26 protein-coding genes are annotated in these 23716 nt (G+C 70.4%); 15 read left to right on the forward strand and 11 right to left on the reverse strand.

The window, feature by feature from the left end; all coding sequences use genetic code 11:
* Window positions 1-67: 67 nt before the first annotated feature.
* Window positions 68-1351, reverse strand: coding sequence for a nicotinate phosphoribosyltransferase (locus ID574_RS21310; RefSeq protein WP_442939315.1), 1284 nt, complete (start codon window positions 1349-1351; stop codon window positions 68-70).
* A 46-nt stretch (window positions 1352-1397) separates the two neighbouring features.
* Between ID574_RS21310 and clpS the strand changes: the two genes are divergently transcribed.
* From clpS to ID574_RS21335, 5 genes are all read left to right on the forward strand, one after another.
* Window positions 1398-1691, forward strand: coding sequence for an ATP-dependent Clp protease adapter ClpS (gene clpS, locus ID574_RS21315; RefSeq protein WP_026215058.1), 294 nt, complete (start codon window positions 1398-1400; stop codon window positions 1689-1691).
* A 19-nt stretch (window positions 1692-1710) separates the two neighbouring features.
* A complete protein-coding gene (locus tag ID574_RS21320; protein ID WP_188190683.1) occupies window positions 1711-2235 on the forward strand; it encodes a DUF2017 domain-containing protein in 525 nt (174 codons plus the stop codon).
* A 9-nt stretch (window positions 2236-2244) separates the two neighbouring features.
* Window positions 2245-2646, forward strand: coding sequence for a M67 family metallopeptidase (locus tag ID574_RS21325; protein ID WP_188190684.1), 402 nt, complete (start codon window positions 2245-2247; stop codon window positions 2644-2646).
* Between the two features lie 233 nt (window positions 2647-2879).
* Window positions 2880-3155, forward strand: coding sequence for a MoaD/ThiS family protein (locus tag ID574_RS21330; protein ID WP_188190685.1), 276 nt, complete (start codon window positions 2880-2882; stop codon window positions 3153-3155).
* A gap of 1 nt (window position 3156) precedes the next feature.
* Window positions 3157-4104, forward strand: coding sequence for a PLP-dependent cysteine synthase family protein (locus ID574_RS21335; RefSeq protein ID WP_188190686.1), 948 nt, complete (start codon window positions 3157-3159; stop codon window positions 4102-4104).
* Between the two features lie 117 nt (window positions 4105-4221).
* On the opposite strand, the gene ID574_RS21340 is transcribed toward ID574_RS21335, so the two are convergent.
* On the reverse strand, window positions 4222-6081 hold the full coding sequence (locus tag ID574_RS21340) for a DUF3352 domain-containing protein (protein WP_188190687.1): 1860 nt from the start codon (window positions 6079-6081) through the stop codon (window positions 4222-4224).
* 85 nt (window positions 6082-6166) lie between these two features.
* Complete coding sequence (locus ID574_RS21345; protein WP_188190688.1) at window positions 6167-6493, reverse strand: PRC-barrel domain containing protein; 327 nt, start codon at window positions 6491-6493, stop codon at window positions 6167-6169.
* Between the two features lie 111 nt (window positions 6494-6604).
* Here ID574_RS21345 and ID574_RS21350 point away from each other — a divergent pair, with 111 nt between their 5' ends.
* The 3 genes from ID574_RS21350 (at window position 6605) to ID574_RS21360 (ending at window position 9073) form a co-directional block, all read left to right on the forward strand.
* Window positions 6605-7396 (forward strand): thioesterase family protein, encoded by a 792-nt coding sequence (locus ID574_RS21350; RefSeq protein WP_188190689.1) that lies wholly within the window; start codon window positions 6605-6607, stop codon window positions 7394-7396.
* A gap of 103 nt (window positions 7397-7499) precedes the next feature.
* Complete coding sequence (murI, locus tag ID574_RS21355) at window positions 7500-8324, forward strand: glutamate racemase (protein WP_188190690.1); 825 nt, start codon at window positions 7500-7502, stop codon at window positions 8322-8324.
* Window positions 8321-9073 (forward strand): MBL fold metallo-hydrolase, encoded by a 753-nt coding sequence (locus ID574_RS21360; protein WP_188190691.1) that lies wholly within the window; start codon window positions 8321-8323, stop codon window positions 9071-9073. The genes murI and ID574_RS21360 overlap by 4 nt, the downstream gene beginning before the upstream one ends.
* On the opposite strand, the gene ID574_RS21365 is transcribed toward ID574_RS21360, so the two are convergent.
* The gene (locus tag ID574_RS21365; RefSeq protein WP_336245528.1) at window positions 9058-10338 is read right to left on the reverse strand and encodes an MFS transporter; all 1281 of its coding nucleotides are present in this window, start codon (window positions 10336-10338) and stop codon (window positions 9058-9060) included. The two genes, ID574_RS21360 and ID574_RS21365, sit on opposite strands and share 16 nt — an antisense overlap.
* Window positions 10339-10364: 26 nt before the next feature.
* Here ID574_RS21365 and rph point away from each other — a divergent pair, with 26 nt between their 5' ends.
* From rph to ID574_RS21380, 3 genes are read left to right on the forward strand one after another with little or no spacing between them, the layout of a single operon-like run.
* A complete protein-coding gene (gene rph / locus ID574_RS21370) occupies window positions 10365-11084 on the forward strand; it encodes a ribonuclease PH (protein WP_188190693.1) in 720 nt (239 codons plus the stop codon).
* The gene (gene rdgB, locus ID574_RS21375; protein WP_188190694.1) at window positions 11081-11671 is read left to right on the forward strand and encodes an RdgB/HAM1 family non-canonical purine NTP pyrophosphatase; all 591 of its coding nucleotides are present in this window, start codon (window positions 11081-11083) and stop codon (window positions 11669-11671) included. Before rph ends, rdgB begins: the two co-directional genes overlap by 4 nt.
* Before the next feature lie 46 nt (window positions 11672-11717).
* Window positions 11718-13319 (forward strand): molybdopterin-dependent oxidoreductase, encoded by a 1602-nt coding sequence (locus ID574_RS21380; RefSeq protein ID WP_336245529.1) that lies wholly within the window; start codon window positions 11718-11720, stop codon window positions 13317-13319.
* A gap of 14 nt (window positions 13320-13333) precedes the next feature.
* On the opposite strand, the gene ID574_RS21385 is transcribed toward ID574_RS21380, so the two are convergent.
* Window positions 13334-13828 carry a hypothetical protein gene (locus tag ID574_RS21385; protein WP_188190695.1) on the reverse strand — a complete coding sequence of 165 codons (495 nt, stop codon included), beginning with the start codon at window positions 13826-13828 and terminating at the stop codon, window positions 13334-13336.
* Window positions 13829-13879: 51 nt separating this feature from the next.
* Window positions 13880-14473: a DUF6286 domain-containing protein gene (locus ID574_RS21390; protein WP_188190696.1), complete on the reverse strand. Its 594-nt coding sequence runs from the start codon at window positions 14471-14473 to the stop codon at window positions 13880-13882.
* Window positions 14474-14614: 141 nt separating this feature from the next.
* On the opposite strand from ID574_RS21390, the gene ID574_RS21395 reads away from it, so the two are divergent.
* On the forward strand, window positions 14615-15808 hold the full coding sequence (locus ID574_RS21395) for an amino acid deaminase/aldolase (protein WP_188190697.1): 1194 nt from the start codon (window positions 14615-14617) through the stop codon (window positions 15806-15808).
* A 13-nt stretch (window positions 15809-15821) separates the two neighbouring features.
* On the opposite strand, the gene ID574_RS21400 is transcribed toward ID574_RS21395, so the two are convergent.
* On the reverse strand, window positions 15822-16151 hold the full coding sequence (locus ID574_RS21400) for a DUF3618 domain-containing protein (protein ID WP_188190698.1): 330 nt from the start codon (window positions 16149-16151) through the stop codon (window positions 15822-15824).
* A 128-nt stretch (window positions 16152-16279) separates the two neighbouring features.
* On the opposite strand from ID574_RS21400, the gene bcp reads away from it, so the two are divergent.
* The 3 genes from bcp (at window position 16280) to ID574_RS21415 (ending at window position 18108) form a co-directional block, all read left to right on the forward strand.
* Window positions 16280-16768: a thioredoxin-dependent thiol peroxidase gene (bcp, locus tag ID574_RS21405; protein WP_188190699.1), complete on the forward strand. Its 489-nt coding sequence runs from the start codon at window positions 16280-16282 to the stop codon at window positions 16766-16768.
* Window positions 16769-16888: 120 nt separating this feature from the next.
* Window positions 16889-17842: a toxin glutamine deamidase domain-containing protein gene (locus ID574_RS21410; RefSeq protein ID WP_188190700.1), complete on the forward strand. Its 954-nt coding sequence runs from the start codon at window positions 16889-16891 to the stop codon at window positions 17840-17842.
* Complete coding sequence (locus ID574_RS21415; protein WP_188190701.1) at window positions 17839-18108, forward strand: hypothetical protein; 270 nt, start codon at window positions 17839-17841, stop codon at window positions 18106-18108. The genes ID574_RS21410 and ID574_RS21415 overlap by 4 nt, the downstream gene beginning before the upstream one ends.
* 266 nt (window positions 18109-18374) lie before the next feature.
* Here the strand turns inward: ID574_RS21415 and ID574_RS21420 are convergent, their stop codons facing one another.
* The 4 genes from ID574_RS21420 to ID574_RS21435 form a co-directional block, all read right to left on the reverse strand.
* Window positions 18375-20864 carry an ABC transporter permease gene (locus ID574_RS21420; protein WP_188190702.1) on the reverse strand — a complete coding sequence of 830 codons (2490 nt, stop codon included), beginning with the start codon at window positions 20862-20864 and terminating at the stop codon, window positions 18375-18377.
* 4 nt (window positions 20865-20868) lie between these two features.
* Window positions 20869-21612, reverse strand: a complete 744-nt coding sequence (locus ID574_RS21425; RefSeq protein ID WP_188190703.1) for an ABC transporter ATP-binding protein — start codon at window positions 21610-21612, stop codon at window positions 20869-20871.
* A 111-nt stretch (window positions 21613-21723) separates the two neighbouring features.
* A complete protein-coding gene (locus tag ID574_RS21430; RefSeq protein WP_223166924.1) occupies window positions 21724-22377 on the reverse strand; it encodes a response regulator transcription factor in 654 nt (217 codons plus the stop codon).
* A 13-nt stretch (window positions 22378-22390) separates the two neighbouring features.
* Window positions 22391-23557, reverse strand: a complete 1167-nt coding sequence (locus ID574_RS21435; protein ID WP_188190704.1) for a sensor histidine kinase — start codon at window positions 23555-23557, stop codon at window positions 22391-22393.
* Window positions 23558-23716: the final 159 nt, after the last annotated feature.

Here is a 23716-nt window from a genome sequence, read left to right on the forward strand (position 1 = left end):
GTGGTGGGCCGGGCGGGTTCCGGAGGGATCGTCGCGCAGCCGCCTGTGGAGGTGGAGGGGTGGTCGTTCAGGCGAATTCCGTGGGGACGGCGGCGTATCCCCTGCCCAGGTGGAGGGCCTCCAGCGGGAGGGAGGCGACGGTGCGGGCGTGGCGTTCGCGGGCGGCGGACAGAGGCTCACGGCCGACGATCTCGCCCTCGCGCACCAGCTCGTGCAGCAGGGGGATGCCGCCCTCCGGGACCAGGCCGCCGGTGGTGATCAGCTCGGTCTCGACGTGGCCGGAGTCGTCGAGCAACCGGTAGGCGTTCTTGCGGCCGCCGCGCGACGGCTTGCCCACCGAGCGCTTGGCCACGGCCTCGAGCTTCCCGGTGCCCGTCTCCCGCGCCACCAGCTTGTACACCAGCGCCGCCGTCGGCACCCCCGACCCGGTCACCAGCGAGGTGCCCACGCCGTAGCCGTCCACGGGGGCGGCGGCCAGCGCGGCGATGGCGTACTCGTCCAGGTCGGAGGTGACCAGGATGCGGGTGTTGAACGCGCCGAGCGCGTCGAGCTGCTCACGCACCTCCTGGGCGGCCGCGGCAAGGTCGCCGGAGTCGATGCGGACCGCGCCTAGCTTGGGCCCGGCCAGCTCCACCGCCGTGCGGACCGCCGCCGGCACGTCGTACGTGTCCACCAGCAGCGTGGTGTCGGGCCCCAGCGAGGCGATCTGCGCCTCGAACGCCGCCCGCTCCGAGTCGTGCAGCAACGTGAAGGCGTGGGCCGCCGTGCCGGCCGTGGGGATGCCGTACGCGCGCCCGGCCATGAGGTTGGAGGTCGAGGCGAACCCGGCGATGTACGCGGCCCGCGCCGCGGCCACCGCCGCCCCCTCGTGCGTCCGGCGCGAGCCCATCTCGATGATCGGGCGCTTGCCCGCCGCGTTGGTCATGCGGGAGGCGGCGGAGGCGATCGCGCAGTCGTGGTTGAGGATCGACAGCGTCAGGGTCTCCAGGATCACGCTCTCGGCGAACGTACCCTCGACGACGAGGATGGGGGAGCCGGGGAAATAGACCTCGCCCTCGCGGTAGCCGTAGATGCTCCCGGAAAACCGGTAGTCGGCCAGAAACGCCAGAGTGGCCTCGTCAACGACCTGGTGCTCGCGCAGATAGGTGAGTTCCTCGTCACCGAAGCGAAAGCGTTCGAGCTCGTCGAGGACACGTCCGACCCCCGCGACGACCCCATACCGGCGGCCGCCCGGCAAGTGCCTGGCGAACACCTCGAAGACCGTGCGCCTGTGCGCCGCGCCGCTTCGCAGCGCCGCCTGCAGCATCGTCAGCTCATAGTGATCTGTGAGCAACGCAGTGCTCATGGTCATTGTCACGACTCGAAGACTACGGCCCACATAGGGCAGACTCATGGATGTGGGTACCACCGCTCCAATCGCCGTCGAGCGTCCGTCATCGGACGTCCGGCCCGATCTGCCATGGGTAACCATCGTCTGGAACGACCCGGTCAACCTCATGTCCTACGTCACCTACGTTTTCCAAACGGTCTTCGGCTACACCAGGGAGAAGGCCGAGAAGCTCATGCTGGACGTACACCACAAAGGCAAGGCCGTCGTGTCCAGCGGCACACGCGAAGAGATGGAACGCGATGTGCAGATTCTCCACTCCTACGGCCTGTGGGCGACGCTCCAGCCGGATTCGGTCAAGTAGGCCACGTGAAGAGGTGCGTGTGAGTTCGGGGTTCTCGCCGGGCAAGGGCGGCGGAGTCATAGCGCGGTTCGAGGCCGCGGAGGTCTCGCTGCTGCGCTCGCTCGTGTCGATGATGCTCAGCCTGGTGTCGCCGGGGGAGACCAGCGACGATCCGCTCGAGCGCGCGCTGGGCATCGGGGCGAGCCGGACGCCGTCCGACCCGGTGCTGGCGCGCCTGTTCCCGTCGGCGTACGAAGACGACAAAGAGGCGGCGGAGTTCCGCCGCTACACCGAGGCCACGCTGCGCGACGGCAAACGGGCCGACGCGCAGACCGTCTTCGACACCGCCAAGTCAGGACACACCGAGCTCACGCCCGAGCAGGCCCAGGCCTGGCTGCGCGCGCTCAACGACGTGCGACTCACGCTCGGCACCAAGCTCGAGGTGACCGAGGAGGTCCACGACGAGATCGCCATGATGTCCGAGGACGACCCCCGATATCCGGCATACGTCACCTACGACTGGCTGACCTACCTCCAGGACAGCCTGGTCCGGGCGCTCTGGTAATTTCCGGGCATGCTCTCGATCTCGCAGGAACTGGCTGACAAGATCGTCGCCCATGCCCGCGCCGACCACCCCGATGAGGCGTGCGGCGTGATCGCGGGCAAGAACGGCGTGCCCGAGCGGTTCATCCCGATGGACAACGCCGAGCGCTCGCCCACCTTCTACCGCTTCGACTCCATGGAGCAGCTGCGCGTCTGGCGCGAGATGGACGACCGCGACGAGGAGCCCGTCGTGATCTACCACTCCCACACCGCCACCGAGGCGTACCCGTCGCGCACCGACATCTCCTACGCCTCCGAGCCCAACGCGCACTACGTCCTGGTCTCCACCAGGGAGGAGGACAAGGTCGAGTTCCGCTCCTACCGGATCCTCGACGGAGTCGTCACGGAGGAAGAGGTAAGGTTTCTCCCATGATGGTCCGGCCGGTGCAGAGCTTCCTCTTCGCCCACACTCCGGCTGTCGTCGTCTACGACTGTCCGATGAGAAACCTGCGTCCCCTGCCGCTACGGCCCTGATCGGGTACGACAGCAGGGCGGCAGTTCGAAGAGCAGGTTTCTTATTGGAAGGCCCCACGCCTGGAATCCCCCTCCAGCCGTCGGCGTTGCATGCCGATGGGACGACGACCTGACCTGAGGAGACTGACCGCGATGGCCATCGAGGTTCGCATTCCGACCATTCTGCGCAACTACACCGACGGCGCCAAGGCCGTGAACGCCGAGGGCGCCACCCTCGACGAGCTGATCACCAATCTGGAGTCCCGCCACCCGGGCATCAAGGACCGCCTGGTCGACGACGCGGGTGGCCTGCGCCGTTTCGTCAACGTCTATCTCAACGACGAGGACGTGCGCTTCCTCGGCGGACTCGGCACCCCGGTGTCCGACGGCGACACGGTGACCGTGCTCCCTGCCGTCGCCGGCGGGTGACATGCGCTTCGAATCGCTGATCGACTCGGTGGGCCGCACGCCTCTCGTCGGCCTGCCGAGGCTGTCGCCGTCCGCCGACGTACGGGTGTGGGCCAAGCTCGAAGACCGCAACCCGACCGGCTCCATCAAGGACAGGCCCGCGCTCTGGATGGTCGAGCAGGCCGAGAAGGACGGCCTGCTCACGCCCGGCTGCACGATCCTGGAGCCCACCAGCGGCAACACCGGCATCTCGCTGGCGATGTCGGCCAAGCTCAAGGGCTACAAACTCATCTGCGTCATGCCGGAGAACACCTCCGAGGAGCGGCGGCAGCTGCTGCGCATGTGGGGCGCGGAGATCATCTCCTCTCCCGCGGCCGGCGGCTCCAACGAGGCCGTGCGCGTGGCCAAGGAGCTGGCGGCGCAGAACCCCTCGTGGGTGATGCTCTACCAGTACGGCAACCCGGCCAACTGGCGCTCCCACTACGAGACCACCGGCCCCGAGATCCTGGAGGACCTGCCCACCGTCACCCACTTCGTGGCCGGGCTCGGCACGACGGGGACGCTGATGGGGGTGGGGCGGTTCCTGCGCGAGCGGGTGCCGGGCGTGCAGATCGTGGCCGCCGAGCCGCGTTACGGCGAGCTCGTCTACGGCCTGCGCAACGTCGACGAGGGCTTCATCCCCGAGCTCTACGACGAGTCCGTGCTGACCACCCGCTTCTCGGTCGGCTCGGCGGACGCGCTGCGGCGCACCCGCGAGCTGCTGGCTGCGGAGGGCATCTTCGCCGGCGTCTCGACCGGGGCCGCGCTGCACGCGGCGCTGGGTGTGGCCAGGAAGGCGGTCAAGGCGGGGGAGCGGGCCGACATCGTGTTCGTGGTGGCCGACGGCGGCTGGAAATACCTGTCCACGGGCGCCTACGAGGGTACCTTGGAGGAGGCGGAAGAGCGCCTCGAAGGCCAGCTCTGGGCCTGACCCCACCCCATCGTCCGGGGCGGGCCGTCGTCCTCACGTGAAAGGGCCGTCGTCTTCACGCGAAAGGGCGGCCGGTTCATCGAATGAACCGGCCGCCCTTTTCTGTCGCGTTCGGTGTCAGTTGAACAGGAGCCGCAGCGAGAACGTGCCCTCGGTCTCGGTCTGCGTGCCGCTCATCCCGACGGCCCGCAGCACCTGCATGTTCGCCTTCTCGTCACCCTCCATGGACTTGAGGTAGAGCTTCTCCACCTTGTCCAGGTCCACGAAGAGCGCGAACGAGGCCTCGTCGGCGTTCGGGATCGCCGTCTGGAACGTCTCCGACTCGCCCAGCGTGCCCTCCCCGGCCAGCGCCTTGGCGTACTCGTCCGTGGTCGCCACCGTGAAGACGCCGTCACCGGCGACCTTGGCGATCTGCGGAGCCGGCTGGCCGCTCTGGGTCAGCGCCTGCTGCACCTTGTCGAGGATGGCCTGGGCCTTGGCCGGGTCGGTGGCGATACGCACGCCGCCCTTGATCTGGTTGCTGTCCAGGCCCTGGCTGTCCAGCGCGATCGTGAAGTTCTTGCCGAGGATCGTGCTCAGGTCAGCGGGGAGCTCCAGACCGAACTGGGTCTTGGCCTGCTCGAACAGCTGCTTGACCTCCGCGGCCCCGGCCGCCGAGGCCTGCTTCTCGATCTGGGCCCACTGCTTGGTGACGGTCTGGTCCAGGCCGGAGATCGACAGGGCGCCCGCGGTGGTGGCGGGCAGGGTGCCCAGGTTGGTCGTGGGGAGGTCGCCCTGCGGCCCGCCCTTGAAGCCCCTCACCGTGCCGGCGAGCTCGACGTAGGCGCTGTCGAAGCGCAGGGCGCCGGCGAACCTGGCGTCCTTGACCTGGTCGAGAGCCGCCTGCTGGTCGGCCGGGATCTCGGCCTTGGCCAGCTGCATGAGGCCGCCCATGTCAGCCCAGAACGACAGCACGCCCTGCTCGCCGACCGCGCCCATGTCCTCGTTGAACTCGGCGTTGTCGGCCAGGCTGCCCTCGGCCTGCGCGTACTTGTCGGCCAGCGCCTGCGTGGGGGTGAGGATGGCGTAGTCCTCGCGGAAGGCGATGCCGTACTTCTCGCCGTCCATCAGCTTCGCGATGCCGGCCTTGGCCTGCTCCTGGTCCTTGACCTGGACGGCGACGGCGAAGTCGGGCTCCTCCTTGCCGGAGGGGACGGCGGCGAAGCCGACCCTGCTGCCCAGCCACGGGTCGACGTCCTTGGCGAAGTCGACCTTGGTGTCGGAGTCCTTGTTGATCGTGTCGAACAGCGCCTTGCGCGGGTCCTCGCCGGAGAAGGAGTCCTTGGTGACGGTGAACTTCCTGGCCAGCTGGAACAGCGCCAGCTTCTGGTTCGCGGCGGGGTCGAGGTCGAGGCGGGCGTAGGCGATGGAGTTGGCGGGCAGGACCTCGTTCGGCTGCGTGCCGCCGCCGCCGATGGCGTTCATGGCCATCACCGCGCCGCCGCCCAGCAGGATCACGGCGAGCGCCGCCGCGGCCGCGATGATCCACGTTTTGCGGCCCTTCTTGGCGGGCTGGGCAGGGCCGAAGCCGTCGGGACCCTGCTGCTGCCAACCGGCCTGCGCGTAGTGGCCCTGCTGCTGATTCCAGCCACCCTGCTGCTGCTGTTCCCAGCCGCCCTGCTGCTGCTGTTCCCAGCCGCCCTGCTGCAACTGCTCCTGCTGCCAACCGCCCTGCTGTGGTTGCTGCTGCTGGTAGTTCGGCTGGCTCTGCTGTCCGTACGGGGCCCCGTAGGTGGGCTGCTGCTGTCCGTACGCCGGCTGCTGCCCGTACGGCTGCTGCTGCTCGCCGTAGGACGCCTGCTGGCCATAAGACCCCTGCTGCCCGTGTGAGGGCTGCTGGCCGTAGGGCTGCTGCGGCGGGTACGGCTGCCCCTGGTTCCAGTTGTACGCCGTTGTCCGGTCAGGATCCTGGCCGTAAGGGGGATTGTTCGCAGACATCACTCAACTCACAATGTGGACTTTTGACCACTCAGAAGTTAGTGGATGTTGCTTGTCAGGCGCTTGCAATGTGCTGAAGTCGCACTCAGACTCTGTTGAGCTCCTGTCTGAGCACATTGATGTGCACCTCGCCGTCGCCGTAGTCGGCGACGCTGGACCACGGCACGAATCTGCAGCCCGCGTAGACGACGCGCGCCAGCGCCCGGGATAGCCAGGGGGAGCGGCCCTGGCAGTCGCGGGTGAGCCCGAGGAGCAGCGGGGCGCGCCGGCTCGAGACGACCAGGCCGTAGACGGTGTGGCTCTGCTGGAGCTCTCCCTTGTGCTTGACCACGCGGATGTCGACGACGTGACCGACCCACACCCCGTTGGCGTCCCAGACGGACTGACCTATGAGTTCGGTAACAGTTGTCATGATCAAACTGTCTCAGTCCGAGTACGTTTTCGCAGGTAGGCGCGCTGATGAGGGGATGCTCTAAAGTAAGGGGGCCGACTAGAACATCATTCCAGACTTGAGGGTGGGCGGATGACCAAGTTCGACGAGGCCACGCAGGCCATCAGGGTCGACGACAACACCTATGACGTGTGCCTCGACCCCGGCTACGCGATCGGCGGGCCGCTCAACGGCGGTTACCTCATGGCGGTGATCCTGCGTGCGGCCGTGGACGCCTCGCCGTTCGAGCATCCCGTGAGCACCACCGCGCAGTTCCTCAAGGCGCCGGTGGCGGGGCCCGCGCAGGTCAGGGTGGAGCCGCTGAAGTCGGGCAGGACGGCGGCGTTCGCCAGGGCCACGCTGATCCAGGACGGCGTGGCGCAGATCGAGGGCTTGATCACCACGGCCACGCTGAACGACGTCGAGCCGATTTATGCCGAGAAATCGGCGTACGACATGCCGCCCCTCGAGGACTGCGCCAAGCTCCCCGACCCCAAGCCCGAATCCGGCATGAACCTGAACGCCCAGATGGAGCTGCTCTTCGACCCGCCGACGATCGGCTGGCTGACCGGCGACCCCACCGGCCGGCCCGAGTCGCGGGCATATTTCCGGATGGCGGAGCCTCAGGACCCTGACCCGTACGTGCTGGCGCTGGCCGTGGACGCGCTGCCGCCCGTGGTCTTCTCGGCCGGGGCGCGCGGCTGGGCACCGACCGTGGACCTCACCTGGCACCTGCGCGCGCTGCCCGCGCCCGGCTGGCTCACGCTGCTCGGCAGCGGCCGGCTCGTCTCCGACGGGTGGTTCGACGAGGACGTGGAGGTACGCGACTCCACCGGCCGTCTGGTCGCCCAGTCACGGCAACTCGCCCGGGTCGGCAGGGGCTGACCAGTACGGATGTGACCAAGGCAACACCGCATCAAGCTCACGAGTCCCAGGTGTGAGGATTCTTACGCAGTGTCGATCGGGCAGGTCGCCTACCCTCTGAAGCGTGCCGGACACGAGTATTGGGATCTTCGACAGTGGGGTCGGCGGCCTGACGGTCGCCAGGGCGATCATCGATCAGCTGCCCCACGAGTCCATCACTTACGTGGCCGACACGGCCCGTCAGCCGTACGGGCCGAAACGCATCGCGGAGGTCCGCGCTCACGCCCTCGAGGTGATGGACCACCTCGTCGACCACGACGTCAAGATGCTCGTGATCGCGTGCAACAGCGCCAGTGCCGCCGTGCTGCGCGACGCGCGCGAGCGCTACGACGTCCCGGTCGTCGAGGTGATCCAGCCCGCCACGAGGCGCGCGGTGCGGGCCACCCGCAACGGCAGAGTCGGCGTGATCGCCACCAGGGCCACCATCGAGTCCATGGCGTATCACGACGCCTTCACCGCGGCTCCCGACGTCCAGCTCACCGGCGTGGCCGCCCCACGCCTGGTGGAGTACGTCGAACGAGGCGAGACGATGAGCGACGAGCTCATCGAGGTCGTACGCGACTACCTGGAGCCCATCAGGGCCGCCGGGTGCGACACTCTCATCCTCGGCTGCACCCACTATCCGCTGCTCACCGGCGCGATCTCCTACGTCGCCGGTGACGAGGTCACGCTGGTCTCCAGCGCGGACGAGACGGCCAAGGACGTCTACCGGATCCTGCACGACCGCGAACTGGCGGCGGAAAGCGAGGCCACCCCCCGGCACCGCTTCCTCGCCACCGGCGACTCCCTGCTCTTCGCCCGGCTCGGGCGGCGTTTCCTGGGCCCGGAGATCGATGCGGTCGAAGTCGCACCAGTGGGGGGTACTACCTTTAACGGGAGGCCCACATGAAGGTGACCATCGTCGGATGCTCAGGCAGCTACCCGGGCCCCGACAGTCCAGCGTCCTGCTACCTCCTCGAGGCGGACGGGTTCAGGATGCTGCTCGATCTCGGCAGCGGTTCGCTCGGTGCGCTCCAACGCCACATCGGCCTGTACGACGTGGACGCGATCTGCCTGTCCCATCTGCACGCCGACCACTGTCTGGACATGTGCGGATACCACGTGGCGCGGACGTACGGGCCCGCGGCGCCGTACCCGACCGTGCCCGTCTACGCCCCCGCCGACGCCCCCGCCCGGCTGGCGGCCGCGTACGGGATGCCCGACGAGCCCGGGATGGAGACGGCGTTCGACTTCGTGCCCCTGCAGCCCGGCTCGTTCGAGATCGGGCCGTTCACCCTCACCGCGGGCTTGGTCAACCACCCGGTCGAGGCGTACGGCTTCCGCGTCGCGGGCGGCGGCAAGGCCGTGGCGTACTCCGGCGACACCGGCGAGTGCGACGAGCTGGTGAGGCTGGCCAAGGGCGCCGACCTGCTGCTGTGCGAGGCCTCCTTCGTCGAGCAGCCCGGCCTGCCCGCCGGCCTGCACATGACCGGGCGCCAGGCCGCCGAGCACGCCGCCAAGGCCGACGTCGGCCGGCTCGTCCTCACCCACCTCGTCCCCTGGAACGACACGGCCACCGTGCTCGACCAGGCCTCCGGGGGCGGCTACCACGGTCCCATCGAGCTGGCCCGCAGCGGCGCGGTCTACGACCTGGCCTGAGCCTCGGTGAAGTCCCGCATACGGGGCAGCGGCGAGAACAACAGCGGCACGAACGCGAGCGCCCGGCCCGCCAGGAACACCCACAACGTCTGGCGGACGCCGATCTGCTGGGCGACGATGCCGCCGAGCAGCCCGCCCAGGGGCAACGTGGCCCAGGTCACGAACCTCACCGAGGCGTTGATCCGGCCGAGCATGTGGTCGGGGGTCACCGTCTGCCGGTAGGTGCTCTGGCCGACGTTCGACATCGAGGCGCTCCACGAGATCATGATCGAGGTGATCGCGAAGCAGGCGATCCGCCAGTCGGCCTGCGTCATCGGCAGGAGGAGGCAGAACGGCGCACCCGCCGTCACGGCTATCCAGGTCATTCTGGCCATGCCATATCTCCTGGACAGCCAGCCTCCGGTTAAGCCGCCGATCAGTCCGCCGATTCCCCCCGACATGAGGAGCAGGCCGATGAGGCCGGGCTCCAGCTTGACCTCCTCGGCCAGAAACAGCACCGACAGGCCGACCACCGCGCTGACGCAGAGGTTGCCGATCGCCGACGAGGTCACGAACATGCGCAGCAGCCGGTCGTGCCACAGATAGGCGAGCCCCTCGGTCATCCCGCGCACGAGCGGCGGGCGGTCGGCGTCCTTGGGCGGCTTGTCCGGCGTCTTGATGGACTTCACGAACAACACCGAGGCGAGGGCGCTCAGCGAGGTGGCGAACAGCGTCCGCGAGGCGCCGAGCAACTGCACCAGGACGCCCCCCAGGCCGGGCCCGGCCAGGAATGATCCGGAGCGCACGACCTCTATCTTCGCGTTGCCGTCGCTGAGCTGCCGGCTGCTCACCAGCCTGGGCAGGTAGGTCTGGTCGGCCACGTCGTTGAAGACCTGCGCCGTCCCGGCCAGCAGCGCCACCGCGAACATCATCTCGATCGACAACACCCCCAGCTCGGCCGCCACCGGGATGCTGCCGAGCAGCACGAACCTGACCAGGTCGGACGCCATCATCACGTGGCGCCTGCGCAACCTGTCGACCCACACCCCCGCGGGCAGGCCGATCACCAGGTATGCGGCCGTCTGCAGCGCCGCCAGCAGGCCGACCTCCGCCGGACTGGCGTTCAGCACCATCACGGCGACCAGCGGGAGCGCCACACGGGAGATATTCGCTCCGAGTTCGTTGGCGAGGTGCGAGCTGAGGAAGCGGAGGAAGTCAGGGTTTCGCAACACCCCCGTTGTCATTGCGTAAGGATCCATGTGTCGGACACATTTGGTCAAGAGCATTGTGGCGCGGAGATAGGGTGATCTGCATGTCCCGACAGGATGGCCGCAACCCCGACCAGCTCCGCCCCATTACCATCACCAGGCATTGGCTCGCTCACGCCGAGGGCTCTGTGCTGGTCGAATTCGGCGGCACTCGGGTGTTGTGCGCGGCCTCGGTGCAGGACAGCGTGCCGCGCTGGCGGAGGGGCAGCGGTCAGGGGTGGGTTACGGCCGAATATGCCATGCTTCCGCGGGCGACCAATACCCGCAACGATCGCGAATCGGTCAGGGGCAAAATCGGCGGCAGGACCCACGAGATATCCCGGTTGATCGGGCGTTCACTGCGGGCGTGCGTCGATTACAAGGCATTGGGCGAAAACTCCATTCTGCTCGACTGCGACGTGCTGCAGGCCGACGGCGGCACCAGGACCGCCGCGATCACCGGCGCCTACGTGGCACTCGCCGACGCGGTCGCGTGGATGCGCGAGCGTCGCATGTGCCCCGGCGACCCGCTGATCGGCTCCGTCTCCGCCGTCTCCGTCGGCGTGGTCGGCTCCGTTCCGATGCTCGACCTCTGCTATTCCGAGGACGTCGCCGCCGAGACCGACATGAACGTCGTCATGACGGGGGAGGGCAGCTTCGTGGAGGTCCAGGGCACCGCCGAGGGCGCCCCGTTCGACCGCGCCGTGCTCGACCAGCTCCTCGATCTGGCCGTCGCCGGCTGCGAGGAGCTCACGCTGATCCAGCAGGAGGCTCTGGAGTCATGAAGATCGTGCTGGCCACCCGCAACCCGGGCAAGATCGCGGAGCTGCGCCGGATCCTCTCCGGGTTCGACATCGTCGGGCTCGAGGAGTTCCCCTCGATCGGCGAGGTCGCCGAGACCGGGGTCACGTTCGAGGACAACGCCCTGCTCAAGGCGCACGCCGTCGCGCAGGGCTCCGGGCTGCCCGCGGTCGCCGACGACTCCGGGCTCTGCGTCGACGTGCTGGGCGGCATGCCCGGCGTCTTCTCCGCCCGCTGGTCGGGGCGGCACGGCGACGACCAGGCCAACCTCGACCTGCTGCTCGCGCAGCTCTCCGACGTGCCCGCCGACAAGCTGACCGCCCACTTCGCCTGCGCCGCCGCGCTGGCGCTGCCCTCCGGCGAGTCCCGCGTGGTCGAGGGCACGCTGCAGGGCCGCCTCGTCACCACGCCGCGCGGCACCAACGGCTTCGGGTACGACCCGATCTTCGTGCCCGACGGCCACGACCGCACCACGGCCGAGATGTCGCCTGCGGAGAAGGACGCCATCAGCCATCGGGGGCGGGCCTTCCGCGCGCTGGCGCCGATCGTGCGCGAGCTGCTGACCTCGTAACCATCGCGTAAGAACCCCGTGGTCTCGGGCGACGTACCGTCGCATTGTGCAGAGGAATGAGATGGCGCCCGCCTGGGCGGGTGCCTTGGCGGGATTGACCGCCGGGGGCGTGGCCCTCGGGATCGCGCAGCTCGTGGCCGGGCTCGTGCGACCGGAGGCTTCTCCCGTCCTCGCCGTGGGCGATTCCGTGGTCGACCTGTCGCCGCCCCCGGTCGTGGACTTCGCGAAAGAGACGTTCGGCGTGTACGACAAGCCGGTCCTCATCGCCGGGGTGCTGGTGGTGCTCGCGGGGGTCGCGGCCGCCATGGGGGTGCTGGCCAGGCGGCGGCTCGCGTACGGTCTTCTGGTGCTGGGCGGTTTCGCCGCGATCGGCCTGCTCGCGGTGCTGACCCGGCCGGACGCCGGGCCCCTGGACGCGCTCCCCGCCCTGGCGGGGCTGGTGGCCGGCTCGTGGACGCTCGCCTGGCTGGTACGGCGAGCCGCCGGTCGCCGCGGCGCCTGGCCGAGCGCCGGCGAACGCGGTGCGCGGCCGACCGCGGGCACCCCGTCCGGCGAGCCCCCTTCCGGCGCGGAGCCGGCGGGGTTCGATCGCAGGCGGTTGCTGACCGGGGTGGCCGGCGGCGTGGTGGTGGCGGGCGCGGCCGCGGTGCTCGGGCGGCAGTTCGGCGAGCGGCAGGCGGTGCACGCCGCGCGGGCGGGCACGGCGTTGCCCAGGCCCACGACCCCGGCCAGGCCCATCCCGGCAGGCGCGGACCTCCGCATCAGCGGCTTGTCCTCCTTTATCACGAGAAATGCCGACTTCTATAAGATCGACACCGCCCTCATCGCCCCCCAAGTCGATCCGAACGAGTGGATGCTCCGCATTCACGGCATGGTCGACAGGCCCGTCGAGGTGACGTACGCGGAACTCCTGCGAATGCCGCTCACCGAGGCCGACGTCACGCTGGCCTGCGTCTCCAACGAGGTCGGCGGCGAGCTCGTGGGCAACGCCCGCTGGCTCGGCGTCCGTATGCCCGACCTGCTGCGCCGGGCCGGCCTCCAGGCGGACGCCGACATGCTCCTGTCCACCTCGGCCGACGGCTTCACCTGCGGCACCCCGGTCGACGTGGTCATGGACGGCCGCGACGCGCTGTTCGCGGTGGCGATGAACGGCGAGGTCCTCCCTGTGGACCACGGCTTCCCGGTGCGCCAGGTGGTGCCCGGCCTGTACGGGTACGTGTCGGCCACCAAATGGGTCGTGGACATCAAGGTGACCAGGTTCGACAGGGACGAGGCGTACTGGACGCCGCGCGGCTGGTCGGCCAAGGGCCCGATCAAGACCCAGTCCCGCATCGACGTCCCCAAAGCCGGCGGCTCGCTGAAGGCCGGTGGCACCACGATCGCCGGCGTGGCCTGGGCCCAGCACAAGGGGATCGACGCCGTGGAGGTGCGGGTCGACCGCGGCGAGTGGCGTCAGGCCACGCTCGCCGAGGTCCCGGGGCCGGACACCTGGCGGCAGTGGTCGATCGACTGGGACGCCACCCCCGGCCGGCACACGCTCGAGGTACGGGCGACCGACGCCACCGGGTACACCCAGACGGAGCGGCAGGCGCCGCCCGCACCCGACGGCGCGACCGGCTGGCACACCCTCACGGTGGAGGTGGCCTAGCACCTGGCGAAGGGCTACCGGCGCACGTGCAGGCGTACGACGGCAGGGGCCTCGTCGTCGCGGACCTCGCGGCGGATCCTGCCGACGATGTCCTGGTCCAGCTTGCTCACCACCGCCCCCACGTCCGCCGTCGACGGGCAGGTGACGTTGATGCGCAGGCCGTCCTCGCCGACCCGCACCCCTGCCCGGCCCAGCCCTTCGACGCCCTTGAGGCCGACGAACAGCATGGCGGTGCCCGTGCCGTCCCGCACGGCCCGGCGGCCCCAGCCGAGGCAGATCAGCAGCCAGCGGAGGGCGGTCAGGGACAGCAGGAGCAGGGCCAGGGCCACGGCCCACAGCGGCCAGGGCTCGGCGGCCAGGGCGCGGGACACGTGGGGTGGGAGGATCTTGGTGTTCGGGGGCAGGTCGAAGAGGCGGTCGTGGCCGCGGAGCCAGACGTACGCGCCCAGGGCCGCCAGCGTGCCGCCGACGATGGCCAGGCCGATGCGGTTGCCGATGTACTGACGCATCACACGCTCCGTCGGATGTACTGGCGCATCACACGCTCCGTCGGGCCGGCATCACAGGCCCCTCCTGCGCAGGCGTACCACGACCTCGCCCGTGCCGAGCGTGCCCACGCCGGCCAAACGGTCGCCGACCGCGTTGCCGACCTGCCTGAGCATCGAGCCGGAGCTCTCCGCCGCGGTCACGACGGTGACCTCGATCGTGCGCCTGCGCAGGCCTACCTGGGCCTTGTCGACGTCCGGCACCTGCTGGGCGGCGGCGCGGAGGGTGCGGCGGAGCCCGGTGCGGGTGATGCCGATGACGATCAGCGGGTCGGAGGTCTGCACCGGCACCAGGCGGCAGCGGCCGGGCACGACGGCGAGCAGCAGCATCAGCGCGCCCGCGCCCGCCGTCACCAGGGCGGCCGTGGAGGCCTCCGGCCACGTGGTCTCGCTCGCGAGCTCGACGAGCTCGTTCACGGGGACCCAGCCGAGCGGGTGTCCGAGCAGCGCCGACACCACCTCGGCCGCGGTCGCCCCGAGCCCGGCCGTGAGCGCGAGCGACACGACGGCGCCCGGGAGGGTACGCGCCGGCCTGAGCACCTTGCTCGCCCGGCGCAGCCCGGTGTGCTGCGCGGTGGCGGGGGCCCCGGGCATCAGCTGCTGAAGCATGGTCATCACAACGACAGACGTACATGGGTCCCGCCGGGCCTGAGCCCGCCCTCGCCGCCGTTTGCCCGAACATTACGGGGAGTCGAACTAATGTGAACCCCGCTCATATTCATTTGCCCCGTATGCCGTTACCCTGCTCATATGGACGACCGCCAGCGCTACGACCGCGCCACAGCGGCCCTGGAGCCGCCGTTCGCGATCCTCGATCTGGCGGCCATGCGCGCCAACGCGGCCGAGCTCGTACGGCGGGCCGCGGGCAAGCCGATCCGGGTGGCGAGCAAGTCGGTACGCTGCCGCCCGGTGCTCGAACGCGTCCTCGCCACGGACGGCTTCCGCGGGATCATGGCCTTCACGCTCCCCGAGGCGCTGTGGCTGTCCGGCCACGGCTTCACCGACATCCTGGTGGCCTATCCGACGGCCGACCGGCACGCCCTCGCGGCGCTGGCCGGCGACCCGGCCGCGGCCGGGCAGGTCACGGTGACCGTCGACTCCACAGCCCACCTGGACTTCATCGAGGCGGCCGTGGCCTCGGCGCGCTCACGCGCCGAGATCCGGGTCTGCATGGACCTCGACGCCGGATATGTCGCCTTCGGTGGGAGATTTCGGGCGGGCGCCCTCCGGTCGCCCATCCGCGAGCCCGACCAGGCCGCCGACCTGGCCGCGGCCATCGCCAAGCGGCCCGGCTTCCGGCTGGTGGGGCTGCTGGCGTACGAGGCCCAGATCGCCGGGGTCGGCGACGCCCCGCAGGCGAACCCCGCCTACGCCCGCGCCGTCCGCCTCATGCAGTCGCGGTCCGCACGCGAGCTCGTGGTCCGGCGCGGCCGCATCGTGAACGCCGTCCGCCAGATCACGGACCTGGAGTTCGTCAACGGCGGCGGCACCGGCTCCATCGAGGGGACCGTGCGCGAGAAGGCGATCACGGAGGTGGCCGCGGGCTCCGGCCTGTTCCATCCCCGGCTGTTCGACTTCTACCGCCGCTTCTCCGGTCACCCGGCCGCGTTGTTCGCGCTGCCGGTGGTGCGCCGGCCGAACCCGGACACCGTGACCGTCCTCGGCGGCGGCTATCTGGCCTCCGGGCCGGCCGTGCCGAGCCGGCTGCCGCAGCCATACCTGCCCGTCGGCCTGCGCTACGCGCCCGAGGAGGGCGCGGGCGAGGTGCAGACGCCGCTGCTCGGCCAGGCGGCCCAGGACCTGCGGATCGGCGACCGCGTGTGGTTCAGGCACGCCAAGGCGGGCGAGCTGTGCGAGCGCTTCGACGCCCTGCACCTCGTCGAGGGCGACACCCTCGTGGAGTCGGCGCCCACGTACCGAGGCGAGGGCAAGACCTTCCTGTGAGGCCGGCCAGTCGTCAGCGGCGCCGGCGGCGCCGCCAGAGCACGATGGCCGCCCCCACGGCCAGCACCGCGCCCACCGTGATCAGCACGGGCGCCAGGTCGGGCCGCTCCTCCTCCCACACCCGCTCGGTGTCGGGGCCGTAGTCGACCGGCTTGGGCGTGACCCCGAGGGCATCGCCCACGGACGCCACGAAGTGCCCGGCCCTGGTCTTGACGTCGGCCACCGTACGCTCGGCGACCCGTTTGGGGCTCACCCGGTCGGCAATGGCGTCGACCGTCTGCGCCAACTCCGCGCGCGTGCGCGCGATCCGCCGCTCCAGCTCGTCGGGATCGGTGTCAGCCATGGCTCTCCTCTCGACCGTTTCGCGTGGCCGCACTGCCCGCTCTGGTCGTGATCAGTCTGTCAGGTCGTCCTACCGCACGGCACGGCGGCAGGGCCGGTAAGTTTGCGGGAAGAACTCAGGAGGGCCCCGTGACCGAAACCAAGCACCCAGAGACCAAGCTCGCGCCCGGCGACGCCGCGCCCGAGTTCACGCTCCCCACCGCCGACGGCGGCACCGTCTCCCTCGACACCTACCGCGGCAAGCGGGTGATCCTCTATTTCTACCCTGCCGCCATGACGCCCGGCTGCACCAAGCAGGCCTGTGATTTCCGCGACAACCTGAGCCGGCTCACGGCCGAGGGTTTCGTGGTGCTCGGCGTGTCGAAGGACAAGCCGGAGAAGCTGGCGAAGTTCGCCGAGCGCGACGCGCTGACCTTTCCGTTGCTGTCGGACCCCGAGCTGGCCGTCCATCGGGCCTACGGCGCGTACGGCACGAAGAAGTTGTACGGCAAGGAGGTCGTGGGGGTCCTCCGCTCGACGTTCGTCATCGACGGGGACGGGAAGATCGAGCACGCTCTGTACAACGTGAAGGCGACGGGGCACGTGGCCTCGCTGAAGAAAAAGCTGGGCCTGGACTGACTGATCTGGCCTTTTTGTGCAGGTAAGGGCGCTGTTTCCTGCGGTGAATCTTCCCGACTTCGCCTCCTGTGAGTGACGACGCCTCTACGATCGGTCGTCGAGGATGACAGGAGGCAAGCCGTGTTCCGCGAGCGCAAGCCGAGTGTCCGGTGGGTCCTTCCAGAGGGGCAGTACAACCCCGTCGTCGGCGATGGGGTGCGGTGGCTCGACTACGAGCGGGCCGCCGAGAGGGACACCGCGTCCGTGCAGGACCGCGGGGCTCCCGACGCCACGACGACCTTAGAGCCCCTGGACGTGCCGGAGCCCGTGGACGCGCCTGACAGGGGAAGGTCCGGCGACGCGGCGCCACCGGCCGGATCGAGCCCCGCGCCGTTGAGCGAGGACGACAGTGCTGCCTTGGCCTCCGAGCGGTGGTTCGACGTGCTCGACGCGCCTGCCGAGCGGGTCGCCGAGGGTGACTGGTTCGACTGGCCACACCGGCCGCCCCGGCTTGCCGAATGCCGGCCGTACGGGGTGCCGGGCGGGCTCGCGCACCCGGATCCGCAGGCGGAGCGGGACCTGATCGAGGCGTTGCCGCCGGGCTCACGTTTCCCCGACCCGCGCGGCACGTGGATCCGGCTGATCAACGGCGGCGGGCCCGCGGACGACCCGTTCAGGTCCTCCAATGCCGCCGACTGCGCGCTGGCCGTGCTGTCCACCTGGCACGGCGAGCCCGCGACGGCTGCGCCCAGGATGCCGGAGTACGACAGGATCGGCCGGCCGCTGCTCACCGGTGAGCGGGGCAGCACGGCCAGGATCGAGCGGTGGGTGGGCCAGCGCCTGGAGTACGCCGGGCAGGGGCGGCACGCGTACCCGATGATCGCGCGGCGGCTGCTCGAGGCCGGGCACGGGGCGGGCGCGGTGCTCGTGGTGCGCTGGCCGGGCGGCGGCACCCACGCCTGGAACGCCGTCAACGCCGACGGCGAGGTGATCTGGATCGACGCGCAGCGGGGGCACATGTCCGTCGAGCCTCCCTACACGACGGTGACCGGGGTGTTCTGCGTGATACTCGACCGGCAGGGGCGGCCGCGATGAACCTGGATCAGGCGAGGGCGCTGGCTGAGGAATACTTCAACGGGGTGCGGCCGCCGCACGAGGCGCTGCCGGTAGGTGTCTTCGGGTTCCATGACGGATATGTCGCCTGGGTGCGGGAGCTCGATGCCGACGATCCCGGCACGCTGCCGGAGACGGTGGGCGGCGGGTGCATCGTGATCGACAGGGCCACCGGCGAGGTGGTGGCCCGGCCGCTCCTCGACCCGGAGACGGTCGCCGAGCTGTGGCCGGGCCCCATGCCGCGATGACGGTGCCGTCCTCTATGCCGGGCCCTGCGCCCTCATGACGGTGCCGTCCTCTAGGCGGGCCCTGCGCCCTCTGACGGTGGCATCTCATAAGGCGGGGCCGTCGGCCGATGACGGAGGGCCGGGCGTCGCCCCCATAAGACGCCCGACCGCCCTGGCACGGCGTGCGGGCTGCGGGGGTGACAGTCCGGGGCAGCTCGCGCCGCCGGGTTGCGCTCCCTCTATCCGCGTTTTTCGGATTTATGCGTCTTGGGAGCCCTTCGTCCGGCTCACCCGATGGCGAGGGCACCGACGATCGAGGCCCGCGCCGCACGCCGGGCCGGCAGCACGGCGGCCACCACGCCGGCCACTCCCGACAGCGCCACGAACAGCACGACCTGCGGCACCGGCACCGACAGCACGGCCCCGTCCAGCATCGACATCACGGCCGCCCACCCGTACGCCAGTCCGAGCACCACCCCGACCAGCGCCCCGATCAGCCCCAGCACCAGCGCCTCGATCGACAACATCCGGCGCAGCTGCGGCCGGGTCAGCCCGAGCGCCCGCAGCAACGCGGACTCCCTGGTGCGTTCGTGGACCGACAGCGACAGCGTGTTCGCGATGCCCAGCAACGAGATCAGGATCGCCAGTCCCAGCAGCCCGGTGATGATCATGAGCAGCATGTCCAGGGTCTCGTCGAACTGGCCGCGTACCTCGGTGGAGCTGGCCAGCTGGACCGTCGGATAGGCGGCGATGGCCGCCTCCACCACCTGGCGGGCCCGGTCGGGTGGCACGCCGTCCCGGATGTTGATCAACACGGTGGTGTCGGGCACCTCGTCGAAGTACGTGTCGAACGGCCGCTCGGCCACGGTAAGAGCGGGCAGCGAGGAGTTGGTCCCGTTCAGCACGGCGACCACCCGCAGCGGCACGGTCCCGGCCCGCTCCGTCGTGACCCGCACGGTGTCGCCGACCCTCACCCCCAGTTTTTCTGCCGCGTGGTCGAGCAGCGCCACCTGGCCCTCGGCCAGCCCGGACATGGACCCGGCGACGACCTCAGGGGTGACCGTTCCGTGGAAGGTGCCGATGTCGTAGCCGTGGCCCGCCACCTTGGCCGGGGTCTCGCGGATCTGCAGGACCGAGGCCAGCTCCGGTTCGCCGCGCAGCTCATCGGCGACCGAGCGGGGCACCCCGGCCTCGCGCCCCTGCGCGGCCAGCATGTAGTCCACGGGGAACTGCTCGTCGAGCTTGGTCCACACGGTCACCCTGGTGGAGGCGCTGAGCACCGAGATCAGCGTCATCAGCGTCACCCCGATCGTGAGCGCCACGGTCGTGGTCGCGGCCCGCCTGGGGTTGCGCGCGGAGTTGTCCAGCGCCAGGCGCCCCGGCACGCCGAACAGCCGCGCCGGGATCCGGCCCACCGCCGCGCTCAGCGGCCTGACCAGCACCGGCCCGAGGATCAGCACGGACAGGAACGTCAGCGCGCCACCGGCCATCACCACGAACATCGTGGGCGGCGCGCCGGGCGGCATCCCCCACACGCCGAAGCCGGTCGTCCCCATCCCGGCCAGCAGGAACAGCGCCGCGAAGCTCCAGCGCAGCGCCCCCGTGCGGAACGTCTGCTCCTCCGCCTGCGTACGCAGTGCCGCCACCGGCGGGACCCGCGTGGCCGACCGGGCCGGCAGCAGCGCAGCGCCCACGGTGACCACCAGTCCGACGGCCAGGCCGATGGCGATCGTGACGGGCTCCGGCGTGACGGCCGCGTCGGTGGGCAACTGGACGTCGAGCGCGCCGAGGACGGCGAGCGCGAGGGCCGCCAGGCCGTACCCGATGGCCACGCCGAGCCCGGCGGCGATCAGCCCGACCACGACCGACTCCAGCAGGACGGAGCCGAACACCTGCCCCCGCGTGGCGCCGATACACCGCAGCAGCGCCATCTCCCTGGTGCGTTGCGCGACGAGGATGCCGAACGTGTTGTAGATGACCAGCGCGGCCACCATCATCGCCACGACGCCGAACATCAGCAGTCCCATGGTCAGCGACCGCATCTCGAACCCCGCCGCCTTGGCCAGGTCGGCGGCCAGCTCCTCACCGGTCTTGACCACGGCCGCGCCCCCGGCGGCCGCCGCCACGGCCTGCTTCAGCCCGGGGGCGGCTCCCGCGACGTCGATCTCGTCGTACCCCTTCACGCCGGTCATCCGCTGCGCGGTCGCCGTGGTGAAGCCCACCACGCCGGTGTAGGCCAGCTCCTGGTCGACGCCGGGGTCGAGCAGCCCGACGAGCGTGAACGTGTGCTCGCGCTGCCTGCCGTCGAGCACGGTGATCGTGTCGCCGAGCCGGAAGCCCTCCCTCTTGGCGGTGTTCTCGTCGAGCACGGCGGCCTGGTCGTCGGTGCCCGGGCCGCTGCCGGCGACGATCGTGCTGCGGTCCAGCGGCCCGCGGACGATGGAGACGGCCGTGGTGGGCACGCTGCCGACGGCCTTGCCGTCCTTGCCGAGCAGTGGCGCGGGCGCCCGGACCAGGCCCTGCGCCTCGGTCACGCCCGCGACGGCGCGTACGCGTGCCAGGATCTCCTCGGACAGGACGCCGTCGGGGTCCTTCGGCAGCACGGCCACGTCGACCTTGTCCGCATCGGCCGTGACCCGCTCGGTGAACCCCGCCTGAATGGTGTCGTTGAGCACGAACGTGCCCGCGATGAACCCCACCCCCAGCATGATCGCCACTGAGGTGAGCAGCAGCCGGAGGCGGTGTGCGCGCAGCCCGGCCAGCGCCGTCTTCAGCACGTCCTCACGCCCTTTCCAGCTTCACGAGCGTGTCCAGCACGGATTGCGGCGTCGGCGCCGTGATCTCGGTGACCAGCTCGCCGTCGCGCAGGAATATCACGCGGTCGGCGTACGAGGCCGCCACCGGGTCGTGCGTGACCATGACGATGGTCTGGTGCAGCTCGCGTACCGACGTGCGCAGGAAGGAGAGGACCTCGGCGCCGCTGCGCGAGTCCAGGTTGCCCGTCGGCTCGTCGGCGAAGATCACCTGGGGCTTGCTGATCAGCGCCCTGGCCACGGCCACGCGCTGCTGCTGTCCGCCGGACAGCTCGGTCGGCCGGTGCGCGAGCCGGTCCCGCAGCCCCACCGTGTCGACGACCAGGTCGAAGAGCGCCGGGTCGGCCTGGCGGGCGGAGATGTCCAGCGGCAGGCGGATGTTCTGCTCGGCGGTCAGCGTGGGCAGCAGGTTGAACGCCTGGAAGACGAATCCGATCCGTTCACGGCGCAGCAGCGTGAGCTGCCGGTCGTTGAGCCCGGTCAGCTCCACGTCGCCGATGCGCACGGTGCCCGAGGTGGCGGTGTCGAGCCCGGCCAGGCAGTGCATCAACGTGGACTTGCCCGAGCCGGACGGGCCCATGATGGCGGTGAACGCCCCGGTCTGGAAGGCCACGTCCACCCCGCGGAGGGCGTGCACGGCGGCGTCGCCCTGGCCGTACACCTTGGTCAGATTCGTGGCCACCACGGCGGGCGGGGCCTGGGTGAGCGTCACATTCACTCCTTGTCGCGGATGCTCGAAATACGCGACTCACGCTAGGAGTGGAAAAGTCCCGATCCATGGGCCCTGAGGAGGGACTTCTCGTAGGACTCCAGATGACCCCGGTCAGACTTTCGGTCGATGGGACGGCACGACGAGCCCGCTCTCGTACGCGTACACCACCACCTGGGCCCGGTCCCGCAGCCCCAGCTTGGCCAGCACCCGCCCCAGATGCGTCTTCACGGTCGCCTCGGCGACCTCCAGGCGGTTCGCGATCTCCATGTTGGACAGGCCGCGCGCCACCATGAGCAGCACCTCCCGCTCGCGCGGCGTCAGGTCGGCCGCCGCCGCCACCGGCTCCTCCGACGACAGCTGCGCGGCGAACTTGTCGAGCATGCGCCGTAACGTGCTCGGTGACACCACGGCGTCGCCCGCGTGCACGTGCCGGATGGCGTCGATCAGATCGTCCGGAGGCACGTCCTTCAGCAGGAACCCGGCCGCGCCCGCCTTGATGGCCGCGAAGGCGTACTCGTCCAGGTCGAACGTGGTCAGGATCAGCACCTTCGGGCCGTCGATCCGCCTGGTCGCCTCGACGCCGTCCATGGCCGGCATGCGCACGTCCATGAGCACGACGTCCACCTCGGTGGTCTTCAGCAGCTCCAGGGCCGCGACCCCGTTGCCGGCCTCCGCCACCACCTCGATGTCCGGCTGCGCGCCGAGCACCATACGGAACCCGGCACGCAACAGCTCCTGGTCGTCGACCAGCATCACCCGTATCACCAGGCCGCCTCCTCTACGCCGCCTTGACCAGGGGCAACCTGGCCAGCACCTCGAAGCCGCCGCCCTGCCTGGGCCCGGCCCACACCGCGCCCCCGTACATGCCGACCCGCTCGCGCATGCCGATCAGCCCGTGGCCGTCGGGGCTCCTCGGCGCCGCGGCGCCCCTGCCGTCGTCGGTCACGCGCACCACCAGCTCCGGACCGCCGTACTCGATCTCCACGACCGCCTGGACGTCCGGGCCGCCGTGTTTGAGCGCGTTCGTGAGGGCCTCCTGGACGATGCGGTAGATCGCCAGCTGCTGGCCCTCGGGAAGCTCGCGGGGCGCCCCGGCGACGCGCAGCCGGGCGGGCACGGCCGAGCCGCGCACCAGCTCCTCCAGCTGGGCCAGCCCGGGCTGCGGGGTGTAGTCGGTGTCGCCGTGCTCGTCGTCGCGTAGCACGCCGACCAGCCTGCGCATCTCGGCGAGCGCGGCACGGCCCGTCTTGGAGATGTTCCTGACGGCCTGGCGGGCCTGCTCCGGGTCGCTGTCCAGGGCGTATCCGGCGCCGTCGGCCTGCACCACCATCACGCTGACGTTGTGGGCGACGACGTCGTGGAGCTCCCTGGCGATCCTGGCGCGCTCGGCCGCGGCGGCCATCCTGGCCTGCTGGTCGCGCTCGCGTTCGGCCCGCTCGGCGCGCTCCTCAAGGCCCTCCAGGTAGCGTCTGCGGGTGTTGGCGTACAGGCCGGTCAGCCAGATGGTGACCACGAAGATCGAGCCGCTGAAGAACATGCCGAACGTGGGCGTGTCCCAGTTGACCAGCGCCAGGAAGATCCCGAGCTCGGCCACCAGTCCGGCCGCCACCGCCCAGCGGAACGAGCACTGGTAGGCCACCGCCCAGAGCGCGACCAGCACCGCGAAGTTGGCCGGCAGCACCTGGACGTCCGCCAGCCACTGGCCGAAGCTGACCAGCGATACGACGGCGAAGGCGACGACCGGCCGGTCGCGCCAGAGCAGCGGCGCCAGCAGCATGGCCGACAGGGCCAGGTATCCGGCCACGGTCGGGTATCCGCCGCCGGGCGGGCTGTTGGCCGAGTACGGCACCGCCAGGATGGCGCACAGCGCGGCGAGAGGAGCGACCCGGAGGACGCCCGCCAGCTTCTCGTGGCGTCTGGACCACGCCCGTACCCTGCCGAACACATCATCACGATATGCAGCGCGGATCCGGTATAGGTCCGTCTCCAGGCGGAAGTACGACTACGACCCAGGTCGCACATGACCAGGCGCTTACGCGGGGCTTACGGTCGATTGGGCATTCTCTTTCCTGGGAGCGCCCTTAGGGCGAGTAAAGGGAGATCG

Origin of the sequence: Nonomuraea sp. SYSU D8015, from assembly GCF_008065375.1 — a bacterium.
GTDB lineage: Bacteria > Actinomycetota > Actinomycetes > Streptosporangiales > Streptosporangiaceae > Nonomuraea.

Coding starts and splice junctions, on each gene's coding strand:
- ID574_RS21310 (WP_442939315.1), bottom strand. CDS start 1,351: ATGACCATGAGCACTGCGTTGCTCACAGATCACTATGAGCTGACGATG.
- ID574_RS21325 (WP_188190684.1), top strand. CDS start 2,245: ATGCTCTCGATCTCGCAGGAACTGGCTGACAAGATCGTCGCCCATGCC.
- ID574_RS21330 (WP_188190685.1), top strand. CDS start 2,880: ATGGCCATCGAGGTTCGCATTCCGACCATTCTGCGCAACTACACCGAC.
- ID574_RS21335 (WP_188190686.1), top strand. CDS start 3,157: ATGCGCTTCGAATCGCTGATCGACTCGGTGGGCCGCACGCCTCTCGTC.
- ID574_RS21340 (WP_188190687.1), bottom strand. CDS start 6,081: ATGTCTGCGAACAATCCCCCTTACGGCCAGGATCCTGACCGGACAACG.
- ID574_RS21345 (WP_188190688.1), bottom strand. CDS start 6,493: ATGACAACTGTTACCGAACTCATAGGTCAGTCCGTCTGGGACGCCAAC.
- ID574_RS21350 (WP_188190689.1), top strand. CDS start 6,605: ATGACCAAGTTCGACGAGGCCACGCAGGCCATCAGGGTCGACGACAAC.
- ID574_RS21360 (WP_188190691.1), top strand. CDS start 8,321: ATGAAGGTGACCATCGTCGGATGCTCAGGCAGCTACCCGGGCCCCGAC.
- ID574_RS21365 (WP_336245528.1), bottom strand. CDS start 10,338: ATGCTCTTGACCAAATGTGTCCGACACATGGATCCTTACGCAATGACA.
- rph (WP_188190693.1), top strand. CDS start 10,365: ATGTCCCGACAGGATGGCCGCAACCCCGACCAGCTCCGCCCCATTACC.
- rdgB (WP_188190694.1), top strand. CDS start 11,081: ATGAAGATCGTGCTGGCCACCCGCAACCCGGGCAAGATCGCGGAGCTG.
- ID574_RS21385 (WP_188190695.1), bottom strand. CDS start 13,828: ATGCGTCAGTACATCGGCAACCGCATCGGCCTGGCCATCGTCGGCGGC.
- ID574_RS21390 (WP_188190696.1), bottom strand. CDS start 14,473: ATGCTTCAGCAGCTGATGCCCGGGGCCCCCGCCACCGCGCAGCACACC.
- ID574_RS21395 (WP_188190697.1), top strand. CDS start 14,615: ATGGACGACCGCCAGCGCTACGACCGCGCCACAGCGGCCCTGGAGCCG.
- ID574_RS21400 (WP_188190698.1), bottom strand. CDS start 16,151: ATGGCTGACACCGATCCCGACGAGCTGGAGCGGCGGATCGCGCGCACG.
- ID574_RS21415 (WP_188190701.1), top strand. CDS start 17,839: ATGAACCTGGATCAGGCGAGGGCGCTGGCTGAGGAATACTTCAACGGG.